14 protein-coding genes are annotated in these 16,697 nt (G+C 72.5%); 6 read left to right on the top strand and 8 right to left on the bottom strand.

Annotated features, from left to right (window positions below; genetic code table 11):
* Positions 1-21: 21 nt before the first annotated feature.
* The 5 genes from HUO13_RS25115 to HUO13_RS25095 all read left to right on the top strand — a co-directional run bounded on the left by HUO13_RS25115 (position 22) and on the right by HUO13_RS25095 (position 4,346).
* Positions 22-606 carry a phosphonopyruvate decarboxylase gene (locus HUO13_RS25115; RefSeq protein ID WP_249124027.1) on the top strand — a complete coding sequence of 195 codons (585 nt, stop codon included), beginning with the start codon at positions 22-24 and terminating at the stop codon, positions 604-606.
* Positions 606-1,190, top strand: a complete 585-nt coding sequence (locus HUO13_RS25110) for a thiamine pyrophosphate-dependent enzyme (RefSeq protein ID WP_211897520.1) — start codon at positions 606-608, stop codon at positions 1,188-1,190. Before HUO13_RS25115 ends, HUO13_RS25110 begins: the two co-directional genes overlap by 1 nt.
* Positions 1,191-1,294: 104 nt before the next feature.
* Positions 1,295-2,647, top strand: coding sequence for an MFS transporter (locus HUO13_RS25105; protein WP_211897519.1), 1,353 nt, complete (start codon positions 1,295-1,297; stop codon positions 2,645-2,647).
* A 23-nt stretch (positions 2,648-2,670) separates the two neighbouring features.
* The gene (locus HUO13_RS25100) at positions 2,671-3,537 is read left to right on the top strand and encodes a hypothetical protein (protein WP_211897518.1); all 867 of its coding nucleotides are present in this window, start codon (positions 2,671-2,673) and stop codon (positions 3,535-3,537) included.
* A complete protein-coding gene (locus HUO13_RS25095) occupies positions 3,534-4,346 on the top strand; it encodes an HpcH/HpaI aldolase/citrate lyase family protein (RefSeq protein WP_211897517.1) in 813 nt (270 codons plus the stop codon). Before HUO13_RS25100 ends, HUO13_RS25095 begins: the two co-directional genes overlap by 4 nt.
* A 64-nt stretch (positions 4,347-4,410) precedes the next feature.
* Here HUO13_RS25095 and HUO13_RS25090 read toward each other — a convergent pair whose 3' ends face one another.
* Both HUO13_RS25090 and HUO13_RS25085 read right to left on the bottom strand, forming a co-directional pair.
* Positions 4,411-6,339, bottom strand: coding sequence for a YhgE/Pip domain-containing protein (locus HUO13_RS25090; protein ID WP_211897516.1), 1,929 nt, complete (start codon positions 6,337-6,339; stop codon positions 4,411-4,413).
* 18 nt (positions 6,340-6,357) lie between these two features.
* Entirely contained in the window at positions 6,358-9,069 is a 2,712-nt protein-coding gene (locus tag HUO13_RS25085) for an MMPL family transporter (RefSeq protein ID WP_211897515.1), read from the bottom strand.
* Positions 9,070-9,236: 167 nt separating this feature from the next.
* Between HUO13_RS25085 and HUO13_RS25080 the strand changes: the two genes are divergently transcribed.
* Positions 9,237-9,932, top strand: coding sequence for a TetR/AcrR family transcriptional regulator (locus tag HUO13_RS25080; RefSeq protein WP_211897514.1), 696 nt, complete (start codon positions 9,237-9,239; stop codon positions 9,930-9,932).
* A gap of 500 nt (positions 9,933-10,432) precedes the next feature.
* Here the strand turns inward: HUO13_RS25080 and HUO13_RS25075 are convergent, their stop codons facing one another.
* From HUO13_RS25075 to HUO13_RS25050, 6 genes are all read right to left on the bottom strand, one after another.
* A complete protein-coding gene (locus tag HUO13_RS25075) occupies positions 10,433-10,933 on the bottom strand; it encodes a quercetin 2,3-dioxygenase (RefSeq protein WP_249124026.1) in 501 nt (166 codons plus the stop codon).
* Positions 10,934-11,044: 111 nt separating this feature from the next.
* Entirely contained in the window at positions 11,045-12,289 is a 1,245-nt protein-coding gene (locus HUO13_RS25070; RefSeq protein WP_211897513.1) for a beta-ketoacyl synthase N-terminal-like domain-containing protein, read from the bottom strand.
* A complete protein-coding gene (locus HUO13_RS25065; protein WP_211897512.1) occupies positions 12,286-14,001 on the bottom strand; it encodes a polyketide synthase in 1,716 nt (571 codons plus the stop codon). Before HUO13_RS25065 ends, HUO13_RS25070 begins: the two co-directional genes overlap by 4 nt.
* Before the next feature lie 2 nt (positions 14,002-14,003).
* The gene (locus tag HUO13_RS25060; protein WP_211897511.1) at positions 14,004-14,750 is read right to left on the bottom strand and encodes a polyketide synthase; all 747 of its coding nucleotides are present in this window, start codon (positions 14,748-14,750) and stop codon (positions 14,004-14,006) included.
* Positions 14,747-15,490: an enoyl-CoA hydratase/isomerase family protein gene (locus HUO13_RS25055; protein WP_211897510.1), complete on the bottom strand. Its 744-nt coding sequence runs from the start codon at positions 15,488-15,490 to the stop codon at positions 14,747-14,749. The genes HUO13_RS25060 and HUO13_RS25055 overlap by 4 nt, the downstream gene beginning before the upstream one ends.
* Entirely contained in the window at positions 15,472-16,695 is a 1,224-nt protein-coding gene (locus tag HUO13_RS25050; protein ID WP_211897509.1) for a hydroxymethylglutaryl-CoA synthase family protein, read from the bottom strand. Before HUO13_RS25050 ends, HUO13_RS25055 begins: the two co-directional genes overlap by 19 nt.
* Positions 16,696-16,697 lie beyond the last annotated feature (2 nt).

The raw sequence follows: 16,697 nt of genomic DNA, 5'->3' as shown, positions 1-16,697 counted from the left end.
TTTTATTGTTCAGCCGACTGCATGAGTGCACATGATGTGTGCCACCAGTCGACCGAACAGCGGGAGCCGAAGCGGATGCCCGAAAAACAAGCCACCGCCTGGCAGAACGCCGTCTTCACCGTGTTGAGGAAGGGCGGCGTGCAGCAGATCGCCCACGTCCCCGACGCCGGCCACTCCCACGTCATCCGCCAGGCCCAGCAGGACCCGTCGGTCCACGACGTCGTGCTCACCACCGAGGAGGAAGGCGTCGCTGTCGTCAGCGGCGCCTGGCTCGGCGGCCAGGGGGCGGTGCTGCTGATGCAGAGCAGCGGGGTGGGCAACTGCGTCAACATGTTCTCCCTGCTGGAGATGTGCCGGTTCCCGTTCCTCGCGCTGGTCACGATGCGCGGCGAGTACGCGGAGTTCAACCCGTGGCAGGCGCCCATGGGGCGCGGTACCCGGCAGGCGCTGGAACTCATGGGCATCAGCGTTCTGCGGGCCGACGACCCCGGCGACGTCGAGGACACCGTGGAGGCGGCTCTGGACTCGGCTTTCGAAGCCGGTGAGCGGGTGGCCGTCCTGCTCGGGCAGAAGCTGATCGGACGCAAGAAGTGGGAGCGCGACTGATGACCACCCGCCTCGACCGCCGCCGCTTCGTCGCCGAGCTGATCGACCGCGTCCCTGACGACACCCTCGTCATCAGCGGGCTCGGCTCGGCGAGCTACGACGTGTTCGCCGCCTGCGACCGACCCGGGAACTTCTACCTGTGGGGCGCGATGGGCGCGGCCGTCCCGTTGGCCCTCGGTCTCGCGCTCGCGCAGCCGCGGCACCCCGTCGTGGCGATCACCGGCGACGGTGAGCACCTCATGGGCATCGGCGCACTGGGCGCCATCGGCGTCCGGCAGCCGCCCAACCTCAACGTGGTCGTGCTCGACAACGGGCACTTCGGCGAGACCGGCATGCAGCCCAGCCACACGAGCCTCGGCACCGATCTCGTCGCGGTGGCGCGGGGTTTCGGCATCGCCGACGCCCGCCGGGTCAGCGATCTCGCCGAGGTCGGTGACCTCGCCGCGCGCGTCCGCGCTCGCCAGGCCACGACCTACGCCCAGGTGCTCATCAACACCGACGAACCGCCCCGCGCGCTGCCGCCGCGCGACGGCGTGGCGAACAAGAACTCCTTCCGCGCCGCGCTCGGTTTCCCGACCTTCTGACCGCGAGAACAGGACCGCCTAGCCCAACACCGGCGCGCCCGCGGCGAACCCGTTCGTCCTGCGCTGAAGAACATCCCACCGCGACGAGAGCAACGGAGCTTCACATGTCGCAGCAGACAGCCCCCGCGAGATCCCGCGTCATCGCCAACATCGTCCGCGGCTGCCTGGGCAACCTGGTCGAGTGGTACGACTGGTTCGTCTACGCCTCCTTCAGCATCTACTTCGCGCACGTCTTCTTCCCGGAGGGCGACCAGACCGCGCAACTGCTCTCCACCGCGGTGGTCTTCGCCGTGGGGTTCTTCATGCGCCCGCTCGGCGGCTGGCTGCTCGGTCTCTACGGCGACCGCTTCGGGCGCCGTGCCGCGCTGACCCTCTCGGTGACGCTGATGAGCGTGGGCTCGCTGACGATCGCGGTCACGCCGTCCTACCAGACGATCGGCCTCGCGGCGCCGGTCCTGCTCGTCGTCGCCCGCCTCGCGCAGGGGCTCTCCGTCGGCGGGGAGTTCGGCTCCAGCGCCTCGTACCTGTCCGAGATCGCCCCGAGCGGCCGTCGCGGCTTCTACTCCAGTTTCAACTACGTCTCCATCGTCCTGGGCCAGCTTTCGGCGCTGGCGGTGATGATCGTGCTCCAGTCGCTGCTGGACGAGGAGCAGATGGCGCAGTGGGGATGGCGGGTCCCGTTCGCGATCGGCGCGGTGGCCGGGCTGGTCGTGATGTACCTGCGGCGGTCGATGGAGGAGTCCGAGCACTACGAGCGGGACCGGATCCGGCGGTCCGCTCCGGAAGCGGCAGGGGAACGCCGCGGCCTGTTCGCCCTGCTGACCGAGTACCCGCTCCAGGTCATCGCGGTGCTCGGGTTCGCCATCGGCGGCACGGTCGCCTTCTACACCTTCACCACCTACCTGCAGAAGTACCTGGTGAACACCTCGGGCATCCCGAAGCCGACCGCCGCGCTGATCAACTTCGCCGCGCTGTTCGTCTTCATGCTGCTGCAGCCCGCGGCGGGCGCGCTTTCGGACCGCATCGGGCGAAAGCCGGTGATGTTCGTCTTCTCCGTCGGCGGCATGCTCATCACGGTGCCGGTCATGACCGTGCTCGGCCACACCCGCGACCCCTGGGTCGCGTTCCTGCTGATGACCGGCGCGCTGGTGTTCGTCAGCGGCTACGCGGCGCTGTCGTCGATCATCAAGGCCGAGATGTTCCCGACCAAGGTCCGCGCGCTGGGGGTGGGGCTCTGCCACGCGCTGGTCACCGCCACCTTCGGCGGCATGACCGAGTCCGTCGCGCTGGTGCTGAAGCAGAGCGGCCGCGAAAGCACCTTCTTCTGGTACGTCACCGGCTGCATCGCCCTGACCTTCGTCGCCACGCTGCTGGTGCGCGAGCCTTCCCGCGAGTCCACTCTGGATGGCGAGGACACCGCGTCCGAGCGGGCGTTGGCGCGGACGACGAGCAAGTGACATCCCCCGATGGAACGGTGAGCATGCACAACGCTGAAAGCGCACTCGACAAGTACGTGGAGTCGTGGGCACCGGGCCCCGTCAGCGACGAGGACCCGATGCCATCCGGGCCGGTGGCGGCCGTGTCGGCCCTGCTGGACCTCCCGGAACCCGCCGCCGGGACCGGCGGCCCCGTTCCCGCGCTGTGGCACTGGTTCCACTTCCTGCACTGGCCACGGCAGGAGGAGCTGGGCGCCGACGGCCACCCGGCGCACGGGCGTTTCCTGCCGCCGATCCCGGATCGGCAGCGGATGTTCGCGGGCGGCCGCTGCGAGATCGTGCGGCCGCTGCGGCTGGGGGAGCGCGCGGAGCGCACCAGCAGTCTCGCGAACGTGGCGCTCAAGCGGGGCCGCACCGGCGAGCTGCTGTTCGTCACCCAGCGCAACGAGTTCCGGCAGGGTGGGCGGACGTGCCTGGTGGAGGAGCTGGACATCGTCTACCGGTCCGGGCGCAGTGCGGCGAAGCACCCGGTAGCACTGGACACCGCCACCGCACCCCGGGCCACGGGCGCGTGGCAGCTCGCCGCGCAACCCGACCCGACGCTGCTGTTCCGCTTCAGCGCCCTCACCGCGAACTCGCACCGCATCCACTACGACCACCCGTACGTGCGGGAGGAGGAGGGCTATCCCGGGATCGTCGTGCACGGCCCGCTGCTGGCGGTCCTGCTGCTGGAGCTGGTGCGCCGCAACGCGTCGCGGCCGGTGCGCTCCCTGTCGTTCAAGCTGCGCAGCCCGGTGTTCGCGGGCGAGAAGCTGCTGGCGTGCGGGACACCGTCGAACGACGGTGCGCGCCTGCACGTGGCCACCCACCGGGACGACCAGCACGCCACGGCGGAGGTGACGTTCGCGTGAGCCTCGCCCCAGAGCGCGTCGCAGCCGCCCGCAGCTTCCTGTTCGTGCCCGGGCACCGGCCCGACCGGTTCGCCAAGGCCGCCGCGTCCGGGGCCGGCGTGGTGATCATCGACTTGGAGGATGCCGTCGCACCCGCGGACAAGGATCGCGCACGGGGCTACGCGGCCGAGTGGCTGGCACGCGGTGGCGACTGCGCTGTCCGGATCAACCCACCCGGGACCGCCTGGTTCGAGGAGGATCTCGCGACCGCGCTCCGCCACGGTTGCCCCGTCGTGGTGCCCAAGGCCGAAGCGGGCCCGGCGCTTTACGACATCGGCCGCCGGACGCGAGGTCTGATCCCGCTGGTCGAGACGGCATCGGGCGTGGAGCGGGCCGCCGAGCTGTGCGCGACGGCCGGAACCGTCCGGGTCGCCCTGGGCAACGTCGACCTCGCCGGAGAGCTCGGCGTCGCCCCCGGCGACCACGCAGCCCTGGCTTATGCGCGGTCCAAGCTCGTGTTCGCGTCGTCGGCGGCGAACCTCGCCCCGCCCATCGACGGCGTGACGATCGCGATCGACGACACCGCGGCCCTCGAAGACGACGTCGCGCATGCCTGCCGCCTCGGCTTCGGCGGGAAGCTGTGCGTGCATCCCAGCCAGGTTCCGGTCGTCTCGGACGGGTTCGCACCGTCGGAGAGCGAGCGGGAGTGGGCGCGCGCCGTCGTCGGGGCCGGCGACTCGGTCACCCGAATCGGCGGGCAGATGATCGACAAGCCGGTGCTGGAGCGAGCCCGCCGCATCCTGGCCGCCTGCAACGGCAACGACGCGTGATCGTTCCCGCGGGCTGCACGCGAACCGGGGTAGGGCGAGGATTCCCCGCCCTGCCCCGGGGAGATCACGCCAGTCCGCGCTGGACTCCGTAGGCCGGACGGAAGCGGGTGGCGCGGACCGTGCGCCCGCGTTCGACCGCGACCCAGGTCACCAGCAGGCCACTCAGCGCCCAGATGAGCAGCAGTGCGAAAGGCGCGCCCCCGGGGCTGCCCTCGTCGGTGACCGCGCGCAGGGCGTCCTGCGCCGGACCGACCGGTAGCGCCGCGGAGATCTGGCCCAGCACCGCGGGCACCGCCGCCACGAACCCGTTCGCAAGCACCACCAGCCCGACCAGCATCGCCGCGAAGCGCCCGACCCCGCCCAGGAGCGCGGCGAGCGCCTGGTTCACCGCGGTGAACGCCACCGCCGCCAGCGCCAGGAGCCCGGCGGCGGCGAACCACTGCCCGGCCGAGAGGCCGCCCGCTGTCCCGACGACCACGCTCACCAGCACGCCCTGCACCACGGCGAGCGCGGCGGGCAGCCGGAACTGGCGCAGCGCCAGCCGCAGCGACGAACGGGTCGACTCCAGCGCGCGCTCCGGAACCGGGCGCAGCACCAGGAACGTCACCAGCGCACCGACCCACAGCGCGAGGACCGCGTACAGCGACAGGCCGGAGGCGCCGAAGCCGAGCGTGGTGCTCCCGGCGGTCTCGACCGGGTTGGCCACCGCCTTCGCCAGCTTGTCCCGCTCGCCGTCCGGGTACTTGGGCAGCTGCCGCACCGCCTGGTCGAGTCCGCCCGCGAGTTGCCCCGACCCGTCGCCGAGCCGGCGCGCACCGTCGGCGATCCCGCGCACGCCGCCGGCGAGCTGGTCCGCGCCGTCGGCGAGCTTGTCGGCACCGCCCCGGGTCTGAGAGAGGCCGCCGGCGAGCTGCTGGGCGCCGCCGTCGAGTTGCGCGGCGCCGTCGGCGAGCTGTCCGATACCGCCGCTGAGCGCGGGCATCCCGCCGGAGAGCTGGTTCAGGCCGCCGGAAACGCCGGTGCTGGCCTGCTGCACCTGCCCGGCTCCGTCGCTGAGGGCCTTCGCCGTCGCGGCCTGGACGGCGAGGTCGTTGCACATCGGCAGGACACCGGGCGGGCACTGCTTGGACATCTCGGCGAGCTTCTCCGACATCCCCTTGAGCCCGCCGTTGAGCTGCTGCACGCCCTGGGCCTCCTGCGCGGAGACCTGGGCCAGCGTCCCGACCTTCTGCGGAAGCTGCCCGGTCTGGTCCCGCAGCGCGCCGAGCCCGTCGGAGAGTCCGCCGGTGCCCTGTGCGAGCTGTGCAGCGCCGTCGTCGAGGGCGCCCAGACCGTCGGCCAGCGCCCGCGAGCCCTTCGCCAGCTCATCGGCGCCATCGGAGAGTTTGCCGGTGCCGCCCGCGAGCTGGTTGGCGCCGTCGGCCAGCGAGGTCGCGCCCTCGGAGGCGTCGCCGAGCTTGTCGCCGAGGGTGTTGAAGCCGACGTAGACGTTGTCCAGGTAGGTCGTGGTCAGCTGCTGGCCGAGCAGGTTCGCGGCCGTTGAGGTCACCACACGGCTGATCGCCTCGTCGGCCAGGCGGCTGCGGTCGCCGGTGCTGACGTCGATGGTCGCGCGCCGGGCCGCGGCCGGGTCGCCGGAGAACGAGGTGGCCGCCGCGGAGAAGTTCTCCGGGATCGTCACCACCGCGGCGTAGGTGCCGTCGCGCAGGCCCTCCTCCGCGGTCTGCGGGGTCGCGAACTCCCAGCTGTAGTTGCTCCTGATCTCCCCGCCGACGAGCTTGGCCGACAGCTGGCGCCCCAGCGGGGCGAGCTGGCCGTTGACCTGCACGGGCTCGTCGTTGTTGACCACGGCGGCCTTGACGTCCTTCAGCCGTCCGGGATCGCCCAGCGACCAGGTGAGCAGTCCCGCGATGGCCAAGGGGACCAGCAGCAGGCCGAGCAGGGGCAGCACGGGGAGCCGGAACCGGGACCGGCCCTTCACCAACGGGCTCAAAACGAGTACCTCGGCTTTCTAGCGGATCGCGCCGGAGAGGACACCGGGGGTGGCGGCAGCGCCGTCGCGCAGTTCGGCGACGGTCGGCGAAGCGGTCGCGGGCAGGACGTCGCTCACCTCGGCCAGGCCGGTGGTGCCCGCGACGACGGTCTGCCGGGAGCCGGTGAGCAGTGCGCGGATCTCCCGGCGGGTCGCGGGGTCGGAGACCCGGTCGGTGCGGTCCAGCACCAGCACCTCGGGGTTCTCGGCCAGCGCGCGGCGCACCGCCTCCGCGCCGCCCTCGCCTGCGTCGACGTAGGCGACGCGCGAGCGCACCGCCGAGGCGCGGGCGGGCAGCACGTGGCCGAGTACCTTCAGCCTGCCCGCGTCCGGCTTCAACCGGCCGGACAGCGTCAGCAGCAGCGCGGTGGTCGCCGGCTCGCCGGCACCCCGCACGACGTGCACCCCGCCGCGCGGCACCAGGAATCCGACGTCGCTGTAGAGCGGAGCGCCGGTGGACGGCTCCACCAGCCGCAGACCCTGGCAGGCGATGGCCTCGTCGGAACCGGGGCGCGGCCAGTCCCGCAGCTCCAGCTCTTCGCGCAGCTTCTCGCCCTCGACGTCGAACGACGGCAGCACGCGGTCCAGCCCGCGCGGCATCCACCACGCCTTGTCGCCCAGCAGCGTCAGCACGGCCGGGACCAGCGTCATGCGCACGACGAACGCGTCGACGAACACCCCGACGGCCAGCCCCAGTGCGATCGGCTTGAGGTTCGCGTCGCCTTCGGGCACGAACGCCACGAACACCGCGAACATGATCACCGCCGCCGCGGTGACGACCTTGGCCGACGACACGAATCCGCTGTGGACCGCACCGCGCGCGTCGCGGGTGTGCACGAACTCCTCGCGCATCCGCGTGACCAGGAAGACCTCGTAGTCCATCGCGAGCCCGAACAGCACGCCCATCAGCACGATCGGCATGAAGCTGATCACCGGCCCGGTGCGGGAGACGTTGAGCGCTTCGGCCAGCCAGCCGTCCTGGAACACCAGCGTCACGATGCCCATCGAGGCGCCGATGCTGAGCAGGTAGCCGAGCGCGGCCTTGACCGGCACGGCGATCGAGCGGAACACCATCGCCAGCAGGATCAGCGACAGCCCGACCACCACCACGCCGAACGGCAGCAGCGCCTCGCCGAGCTTGTCGGAGACGTCGATGCCCACGGCGGTGAAGCCGGTGACGGAGATGTCGATGCCGTAGGTCTGCTGGAAGTGCCCGCGCAGCGAGCGGATCTCGTCGACGAGCTGCTTGGTCTGCTCGGAGTCCGGGGAGCCCTCCGGGATCACCTGCACGATACCGGTGTCGGCGGTCGGGTTCGGGGTGGCCAGCGGGACGTCGGCCACCCCGGGCAGCCGCTCGATCTCGGCCTTGAGATCGGCCATCAGGCCCAGGGGGTCGGTGCTGGTGACGATGTTGCCGGTGACGATCAGCGGGCCGTTGAAGCCCTTCGGGAAGTGCTCGGAGACCAGGTCGTAGGTGACCCGCGCCGGATCCTCGCTTGGCAGCGCACCGGCGTCGGGCAGCGCGAGCCGCAGCCCCGCGGCGGGCACCGTCGCGATGCCCAGCGCGCCGATCACGACAAGCACGGTCACCAGCGGGAAGCGGGTCACCGCGCGCACCCAGCCCGCGAAGAACCGGTCGCCGCCGCCCGGGCGCCTGGCCCGCTTCTTGCGCGGCCGCGGACGCAGGCGGTCGCCCGCGAAGCCCAGCAGCGCGGGCATGAGCGTCACCGACACCAGCACCGCGATGCCGACGCCGACGGCGGCCGCGGCGCCCATCGTGGTCAGGAACGGGATTCCGGCGACACCGAGCCCGAAGAGCGCGATCATGACCGTCAGCCCGGCGAAGATCACCGCCGAGCCCGCGGTGGCGTTGGCCCGCGCGGCGGCCTCGTGCGGGCTCACGCCCCCGGCGAGTTCCTGTTGGTGGCGCGAGACGATGAACAGCGCGTAGTCGATGCCCACGGCCAGGCCCAGCATCAGCGACAGCAGCGGTGTCGTGGCGGTGATCGGTCCCAGCGCGGTCGCGACGAAGATCAGCGTCATCGACACGCCGACCCCGACCAGTGCGTTCACCAGTGGCATCCCGGCCGCCAGGAACGAGCCCAGGGTGATCATCAGCACCACGATCGCGACCACCAGACCCAGTGCCTCGATGATGCTCAGGCCCGGGAAGTTCTGCGCGAACAGCGGCCCGCCGTAGGAGGCCTGCGAGCCCGCGGGCAGGCGCTGCTGGAGGTCGTGGGAGATCTGGGCGATGCGGTCCTTGGTGGGCTGGCCGATCGTGGAGGTCTCGCCGTCGAGCTGGATCATGATCAGCCCGGCCCGGCCGTTCTCGCTGATCGTGCCGCCGATGTTCTCCTCGTAGGGGGAGACGATCGAGGCTGCTCCGTCGAGGTTCCGGAGCTCCTCGACGGTGCGGTCCACCTCGGCGCGCACGGCGGCGTCCCGCACGCCCTGCGGGGCCACCGCGATGATCTGCGCTGAGGCGCCGCTGGTCTGCGGGAACGTCACCGACAGCCGGTCCAGCGCCTGCTGGGCCTCGGTGCCGGGGATGGTCACCGAGTTGTCCATGCCCTTGTTGAGCAGACCCGCCGCGCCGCCGGCCACGGCCAGCACCAGCAGCCAAATCAACAGCACGGTCTTGCGGGCGGCGAAGGCCCTGCGGCCGAGTGAGTAGAGGAACGAGGACACGCCGGACTCCTGTCGCCGGACGCACCGGACTGGTCTATGTCACCGGAACGGGGGTACTGGATACAGCACTGTATCCGATACATGAGCGTATCCGATAAGGTGGCGTCCTTCCACGCCGGTGCACGCGTCATGCTGGAACCGCTGGTCGAGCGAGGAGGATGGGTCCGTTGAACACGAGCAATCCGGCCGCGGGAAGGGCTCCCGCAGGCGGCGGGCGGGAGACCGCGCGCCGGGCCAGGACGCGCGAGCGGCTGCTCGACGCCGCCTACCGGCAGTTCTGCGAGCACGGCATCAACGGCACCTCTATCGAGGCGATCACCGACGACGCCGGGTACACCCGCGGCGCGTTCTACTCGAACTTCGCCAGCAAGGAGGAGCTGTTCCTCGCCCTGACCGAGCGGGAGAACCGGCTGCGGCTGGAGACCCTGCGCGACCGGTTCGACGAGGTGGTCGCGCCGCTGGGCAGGGTGAGCGGCAAGCCCGATCCGGAGCTCATCGAGGGCGCGATCGCCGACATCCTGGCGGTCCAGCCGGACAACCGGCAGTGGTGCCTGCTCAACAGCGAGTTCAAGCTGCTGGCGATGCGCGATCCGCAGGTCGCCCCGCGGTTCCTGGAGAGCGTGCGGACCTTCCAGCAGGAGCTGGCCGCGATGGTCGACGCCGCGCTCGCCTCGGTGGGGCTGCGGTTCTCCGTCGACTCCGGACACCTGACCCGGCTGCTGCTGGACCACTTCGAGTCCGCGATGCAGGAGGCCATCCTCGCCGGCGCGGAGGACGCCGAGCGCGCGGTGCGCGACAACGTCATGCGCACGCTGCCGTCCCTGGTGCACAGCCTGACCGAGGTCCGTCCGGCCGGTTCCTGACCGGCGTCAGGCGGGGAACGGGTGCGGATCCGGGGTTACATAGGTGTCTGCTCGCGCGCAAGATGCCCGGAGCCGGAAACGCGCGCCGGCATCTCGGGGCTGCTGGTTCACTGCTGCGGCAGCGTGGTGCCGCCGGGCGTGCGGACCGGCTGAACGCCTGTGGAGACCAGGTAAGACCCCACACCGGGGCACAGGTCGCTGAAGCAGGAAGTAGCGGAACCTCGCGAGGGGGTCCCGCTCTGCACACGGCGTAGCCGCGTCGGAATCCCCGCCGTTCACGGCGGGGAGCACGTCTATTCTTCCCAGTCGCCGTCGGACAGAACGGCGCAGTCGGACTTCTCGGGAAACGTCGTGTTCTCACCGCCAGAGGGGGATTCCTCTCGCCCGGCTACCCGGCGTCGGCGGCTCCCACTCCTCTGGCGGTGTGGTCGTCGGCGTGCGGCCACTCCGACCGGTGCGCGGCCACCGGTCCGTCGACGGGCTGGTGGCCGCGCGGCGTGCTACTGCGGCCCGCCCTCGGGGAGCCGTACCTCCAGGCCGTATTCCTGGGAGAGCTCCATCGCCTTCTGGAGCTGTTCGGGGGACATCTGCGGCGCGGGCGGCACACCGGGCTCGGCGGGCGTGCCGACCCCGGCGAAGTAGCGGTCCATGCCACCGGGGGTGTACATGGTCAGCGTCTTGCCGGGATGGATGCCGACGTTGCGCAGCGCGTGCACGGTGCCGCGGGGCACGAACACGAAGTCACCGGGGCCGGCCAGGAACGTGCGGCCGTCGGTGAAGAACTCCAGCTCCCCGGCGAGGACGTAGATCCCCTCGTCCTCGTTGGCGTGGACGTGCGGCGGCGGGCCGTCTCCCGGCGGCACCGAGACCTCCATGAGGCTCAGCGACCCGCCCGTGGTCTCCTTGGTCGCCTTCAACGTGTAGATGTCGGCGCCGATCCACACCGACTGCCCTTCGCTTGCGGGGACGTGCAGCAAATCCTTCTTCGGGCCTTCCGGCACCGCGACCTCCAGTCGATCTCCGCGAGCCGCGCTCGCTCGTAACAGGTATCCGGGGAACGGGGTTTTCGTCTCACCGCAACAGCATTCGCAGCACCTCTCCCTCCGGCGTTGTCACCGGCGGACGACGAGCGCGGCGTTGATCCCGCCGAACGCCACGCTGTTGGACAGCGCCACGCGCAGCGAGGTGCGACGCGCGGTCCGGCCGACGAGCGCGAGCGCCGGATCGATCGGTTCGGTCAGGTTGGGGTTGGGGTGGGCGAACCCGCCGCGCAGTTGCAGGACCGTGGCGACCAGTTCCTGCAGTCCCGCCGAGGCCAGGCAGTGCCCCACCAACGGCTTCGTCGAGTTGACCAGCGGGCGGTTGCCGGGGCCGAACACGTCGGAGAGCGCACGCGCTTCGGCGGCGTCACCCACCACCGAGCCGGTGCCGTGCGCGTTGACGTAGTCGACGGCGGCCGGTTCGACTCCGGCGGAGGCCAGCGCGGCGCGCATCGCCGCCGCCTGTCCCGCCGGGTCCGGCTCGGTGCCCCGGCGGGCGTCGAGCCGCTGGCCCCATCCTGCGATGCCTGCCATCCGGCGCGCGCCCCGGCGTTCGGCCCGCTCGCGGCTTTCCAGCACCACGGCCGCGGCGCCCTGTCCGTAGACGAACCCCCGCCGCTGCGCGTCGAACGGCCGGCACACCTGCCAGGGCTCGTCGGTGCCGTGCGAGCCGGCCATGGCGCCGCTGTCGTGGAAGGCGCGCAGCTCGGCCGCCGACAGCTCCGATACCGGCGCCACCACCAGGCAGGTGTCCGTCTCACCCGCGGCGACCATCCTGGCGCCGAGGATCACCGCGAGCGTGCCGCTGGCCGAGGCGGCGCCGGCCGTCCACCCCTCACCGGCGATCCCGGTCACCTCGCTCACCACTCCCACGACGTCGGTGTCGAGGTGGGTGAGCGCGTGCGACGGACGCAGGCTGCCCGGTCGTTCGCGGAACCGGTGCAGGACGTCGGCGTGGTACTCCAGCGCGAGGTTGTTGCCCGCGACGATCAACGCCGCGGCGCCGCGCTGCTCGGCCGCGAGCCGTGCGTGCCGGACGGCCGCGAGCGCCGCGCAGGCCGCTGTCCGCGCGGGCAGGGCGGCGCGGCGGGACACCGCCGCCAGCCGGTCCGCGTCCGGGGCGTCGCGCAGGTGCCGACCGGCCCAGCCGGAGACGGAGAACCCGTCGAGCCAGGCACCGACCGACGTCCTGGCTTCGGCCGCTACGTCGGCGGAGCGCACTCCGCTGCGCCCGGCCGCCAGCGCGGCGGCGTAGGAGTCCGGGTCGCAGGCGAGGGAGTTGAGCACGCCGACGCCGGTGACCACCACCTCGTTCATCGCGCCGCGCGTGCCGCGCGCTTCGGTGCGATGCCGAGCGACGTGCGGCGGAACGGGTAGCCGGGGAGCCGGACCCGGCGGCCGGGCGGGCGGTTCCACAGCGGGCGCCAGTCGATGTCGCCGCCGTCCAGCCACCTGCGGACCCGGACGTCGTCGTCCGGCGCGACGTCGTCGCCCGCCGCGATCCGCCGGAGCCCGTCGCGCAGCTCCGCGAGCGTGCGCGCGGGGACGACGGCACGCGACGCGAGGTGGTCGCGGCCGGTCTGCAAGGTCCAGGCCGTCGCCGCCAGCTCGGGCGCCGACGGCCTGGCCAGGAACTCCGCCAGCCGGGTCGCGACGCGTCGCAGCGCCTCGGGGTCGGTCGCGCTGATCGGCACCGGGACCGGCCGGGAGCCCCACGTCCCGCCGGGCGCCGCGACGGCCGGGGCTTCCTCCAGCACGACGTGGGCGTTGGAGCCGCCGATGCCGAACGAGCTCACCCCGAGCCGCCGCGGGCTCGGCGACCCGGGCCAGGACACGACACCCGCGTCCACCTGCTCGTCGCGGACCTCGAAACCGTTGTCCATGCTGAGGATTCCCGCACCGGCCGGGATCGCGCCGTTGAGCAGGACCAGCACGCCCTTGGCGAGGCTGGCCGCTCCCGCCGCACCTTCCAGGTGCCCGAGCACCGCCTTGACCGTGCCGATCCAGAGCCTGCCTTCGGGGCCGGCGAAGCGTGCCGGATCGGTGTCCCGCAACAGCTCCCGCAGACCGTTGAGCTCCTCCTCGTCCAGCTTGGTGCCGGGGGCGTGCGCCTCGAGGTAGCCCAGCGAGGCGGGCTCTATCCCGCCCTGCGCGAGCGTTCGCCGCATCAGCCTGGCCTGCGAGCGCGCGTCGGTCTTGACCAGCCCGCCCGCCCGGCCGTCGTGGTTGGCCGCCGCGCCCCGGATGACCGCGAGCACCGGGTCGCCGGAGTCGAGCGCGTCGCCGAGCCGCTTGATGACGAAGCACAGCACACCCTCGCCGCGCACGTACCCGTCGGCGTCGGGGGAGAACGGCCGGCAGACGCCCGACGGCGACAGCGCTCCCATGTGTGCCAGCGCGGCGGTGAGCCAGCCCGACCCGTAGACGTTGGACGCGCCGACGATGGCCATGTCGAAGTCGCCCGCGCGCAGTCCCGACGCGGCCAGCGACAACGCGCTCAGCCCGCTGGAGCACGCCGTGTCCACGGTGATGCTGGGGCCGCGCAGGTCGTAGTGGTGCGAGATGCGGTTCGACAGGTAGGCGGCGACGCTGCCGGTCGCCGAGTAGCGGTCGAGCGCGCCGGTGCTGATCATGTGGTCGCGGAAGTCGCTGGTCGACGAGGCGACGAACACGCCGACCTCCCGGCCGCGCAGGCTCGCGGGCGCGATGCCCGCCGACTCCAGCGCGCGCCAGCTGGTCTCCAGCAGCAGGCGCTGCTGCGGGTCCATCCACACCGCCATCCGGCCGCCGACGTCGAAGAACTCGGCGTCGAAGGAGTCCGCGTCGGGCATCAGCCCCGCGGTGAGCCCGCCCGCCCCGGCCACCTCGGCGTTGTAGCCGACCAGGCGCTCCTCGGGCACCGGGCCCATCATCGTGCGCCCGCTCAGCAGCGTCTCCCAGAACTCGTCGACGTCATCGCCGCCGGGAACCCGGCACGACATGCCCACGATCGCCAACGGCTCGGACTCCGCGAATCGTCCAGTGCTCATGTTCATCGAGCTATCTCCTCCGCTCGCCCGTACCGCTGCTCGACCAGCCGGCGGAACTCCTCGCTCCGCCACGCCTGTTCGTGCCTGCCCACCTCGACCTCGATCGCTGCGTCACCGGCCGCGAGCGCCTGCGCGGCGAGCTGCTCCTTGAGCAGCCGCAGCGCGTGCCTGGGCGCACGGGCGATGTCGCGGGCGATCGCCAGCGAGGAGCCGAAGACCTCGTCGTGCGGCACCACGCGCACCGGGGCGGACCTCGCGCGCAGCTCGGCCCCGCGGTAGCCCCGCGCGGTCAGCAGCATCTCGGTGCCGAGGGTGTGCCCGAGCCGGTTCGGCAGCAGCCACGTCGTGCCGTACTCCGGGACCAGGCCGTAGTTCAGGAAGTTCGCCGCGTAGACCGAGCGCTCGGACAGCACCGGCACGTCCGCGTAGAGCCCGTGGCTGAGCCCGCCGCCGATCGCGTGGCCCTGCATCGCCGCCACGACCGGCAGCGGGCAGTGCGGGAACGCGCGGACGAACGGTTCGACGTCGGCGCGTTCCTCGGTGAGCAGGTACTCGCGGCTGGCACCGGCGGCGAACACGGCCGGCAGTCCGGCGGCCAGGACCACGTGCACGCGCGGGTCGGCCGCGGCCGAGGCCAGCGCGGCGGGCACCTGCTCGCTCAGCGCGGGCGAGATCGCGTTGCCGCCGTCGACGTCGGCCACCGTCACGACCGCCACCCGCTCGTCGACCTCGACCGTCACCGGGCTCATAGCATTCCTTCCCGTTGCAGCAAGCGGACCCGGTCGCGCACGGCGGGATCGGCCGCGGCGCGCTCGAAGAGCCGGTGGGCGTGTTCGAGGTAGCCGTCGGGTTCCGTGGCGAGCATGCGGCGGCACCGCTTGAACTCGCCGACCGCGTCCGGTCGCGGCATCCTCCGCAGCGCCAGCACGATCCGGCGCACCGCGTCTCCGGGCCGCTCCGCGACCTCGTCGACGAGACCGAGCCGCTGTGCCGCGGTGGCGTCGAGCTCCTCGGCGAGCAGCGCCATCCGGAGCACGGCCCGGCCGACCCTGGCCGACACGAACGGCGTGATCACGGCGGGCACCAGTCCGAGCAGCAGCTCGGTGAGGCGGAAGCTCGCGCCGGGGCCGGCCACGACGAAGTCGCAGCAGGCGGCCAGCCCGACTCCTCCGCCTGTGACCCGGCCCTCGACCACCGCCACGGTGACCAGCCTGCTGCCGGCCAGGCCGGACAGCAGCTCCATCAGCGCGGCGGTCGCCTCGGCGGGCCAGGCATCCGGATCGTCCACAGCGGACAGATCGACGCCGGTGCAGAAAGCGGGGCCTTCCGCGCTGAGAACCAGTGCCCGGCAGCCCGGGTCCTGCTCGGCGGCGCGCAGTCCGTCGAGCAGTTCGGCGACCGCGTCCGCACTCAGCGCGTTTCCCGCCCCTGGGCGGGACAACCGCAGCTCGGCGCACGCGCCGCGGATGCTCAGCGCGCTGGGAGCCACCGGTACTCCCTGCGGTAGTTCTCGACGGAGGACAGCACCGCGCGCGGCCGGTCGCCCGCGCCCCACGCCGCGAGGTCGTCTGCGGCGACCTGGGCGTGCTCGGCGCCGAACCCTGCGGCCACGGCGCCGTCGACCGCGGCGTCGTAGTCCGTGACGCTCAGCCGCGTCCGGGCCGCGAGCTCCCGCTCCAGCCCGGTCCGCGCGACCAGTTCCGCGGCTCCCGGCAGGACGGTGCAGGCGAAGAACTCCGAGGCGCACCCGGAGCCGTAGCTGAACACCCCCATCGACGAAGGCCGGTCCGCGGGTGCACCGGCGACCGCGCTGATCATGGCCAGCAACGTCGTGGCGGAGTAGATGTTGCCGACCTGCTCGGGGAAGCGCAGCGACTGCGCGACCCGGCGGGTGAAGTCGTCCTGCTCGCCACCCCGGCCGAGGCCGGACAGCTTGCGCACGCCGGTCCGGTGCGCGCCCCGGACCATGCCGGGGAACGGGGTGTGCATGGCCAGCAGGTCGTAGGAGCCGGCGAAGTCCGCGCCGGGCTTGCGTGCCGCGTGGTCGCCGAATGCCCCGACCAGGCAGTCCAGATAGGACATCAGTGACAGGTCGGTGTCCATCACGTCGACGTCGGGACGCGGCCGGAAGAAGTCCGGCGTCTCGTAGCCGTAGCAGCCCGTCGTGCCCAGCTCCAGCTCGACGACCCGCGGTCGCGACCCGACCAGCACCGCCACCGCGCCGGCGCCCTGCGCGGGCTCCATGTAGGACCCCCGGGTCGGCACCGGGGTGTCGGAGGCGATCACCAGCGCCCTGCTGCCCGGTTCGGTGGCCACCACCGAGGCGGCCAGGCCGAGCGCGGCCGCCCCGCCGTGGCAGGCCTGCTTGACCTCCAGCAGCCGGCACTGGCGGGGCAGCCCGAGCAACTGGTGGACGTGCGTGCTCGCGGCCTTGGACAGGTCCAGCGGTGACTCGGTGGCGACCAGGAGCGTCCGGATGCTCGCCTTGTCGTCGACCGCGTCGACCAGCGGGCGGGCGGCGGTGGCCGCCATCGCGACGACGTCCTCACCGGGAGCCGCCACGCTCTTGCGGCGCAGGCCGAGGTTGCCGATCCTGCCGGCGTCCAGACCCCGGGCGGCGAACAGGTCCTCGGTCTCCAGGTAGGCGCTGCCGCAGTAGGCGCCGACCGCTTCGATTCCCACGGGGACGTTCATGG

Source organism: Saccharopolyspora erythraea (genome assembly GCF_018141105.1).
Classification (GTDB): domain Bacteria; phylum Actinomycetota; class Actinomycetes; order Mycobacteriales; family Pseudonocardiaceae; genus Saccharopolyspora_D; species Saccharopolyspora_D erythraea_A.
This window is presented reverse-complemented; position numbering and strand designations above follow the sequence as displayed.

Coding starts and splice junctions, on each gene's coding strand:
- HUO13_RS25110 (WP_211897520.1), top strand. CDS start 606: ATGACCACCCGCCTCGACCGCCGCCGCTTCGTCGCCGAGCTGATCGAC.
- HUO13_RS25050 (WP_211897509.1), bottom strand. CDS start 16,695: ATGAACGTCCCCGTGGGAATCGAAGCGGTCGGCGCCTACTGCGGCAGC.
- HUO13_RS25105 (WP_211897519.1), top strand. CDS start 1,295: ATGTCGCAGCAGACAGCCCCCGCGAGATCCCGCGTCATCGCCAACATC.
- HUO13_RS25115 (WP_249124027.1), top strand. CDS start 22: ATGAGTGCACATGATGTGTGCCACCAGTCGACCGAACAGCGGGAGCCG.
- HUO13_RS25060 (WP_211897511.1), bottom strand. CDS start 14,750: ATGAGCCCGGTGACGGTCGAGGTCGACGAGCGGGTGGCGGTCGTGACG.
- HUO13_RS25100 (WP_211897518.1), top strand. CDS start 2,671: ATGCACAACGCTGAAAGCGCACTCGACAAGTACGTGGAGTCGTGGGCA.
- HUO13_RS25070 (WP_211897513.1), bottom strand. CDS start 12,289: ATGAACGAGGTGGTGGTCACCGGCGTCGGCGTGCTCAACTCCCTCGCC.
- HUO13_RS25065 (WP_211897512.1), bottom strand. CDS start 14,001: ATGAGCACTGGACGATTCGCGGAGTCCGAGCCGTTGGCGATCGTGGGC.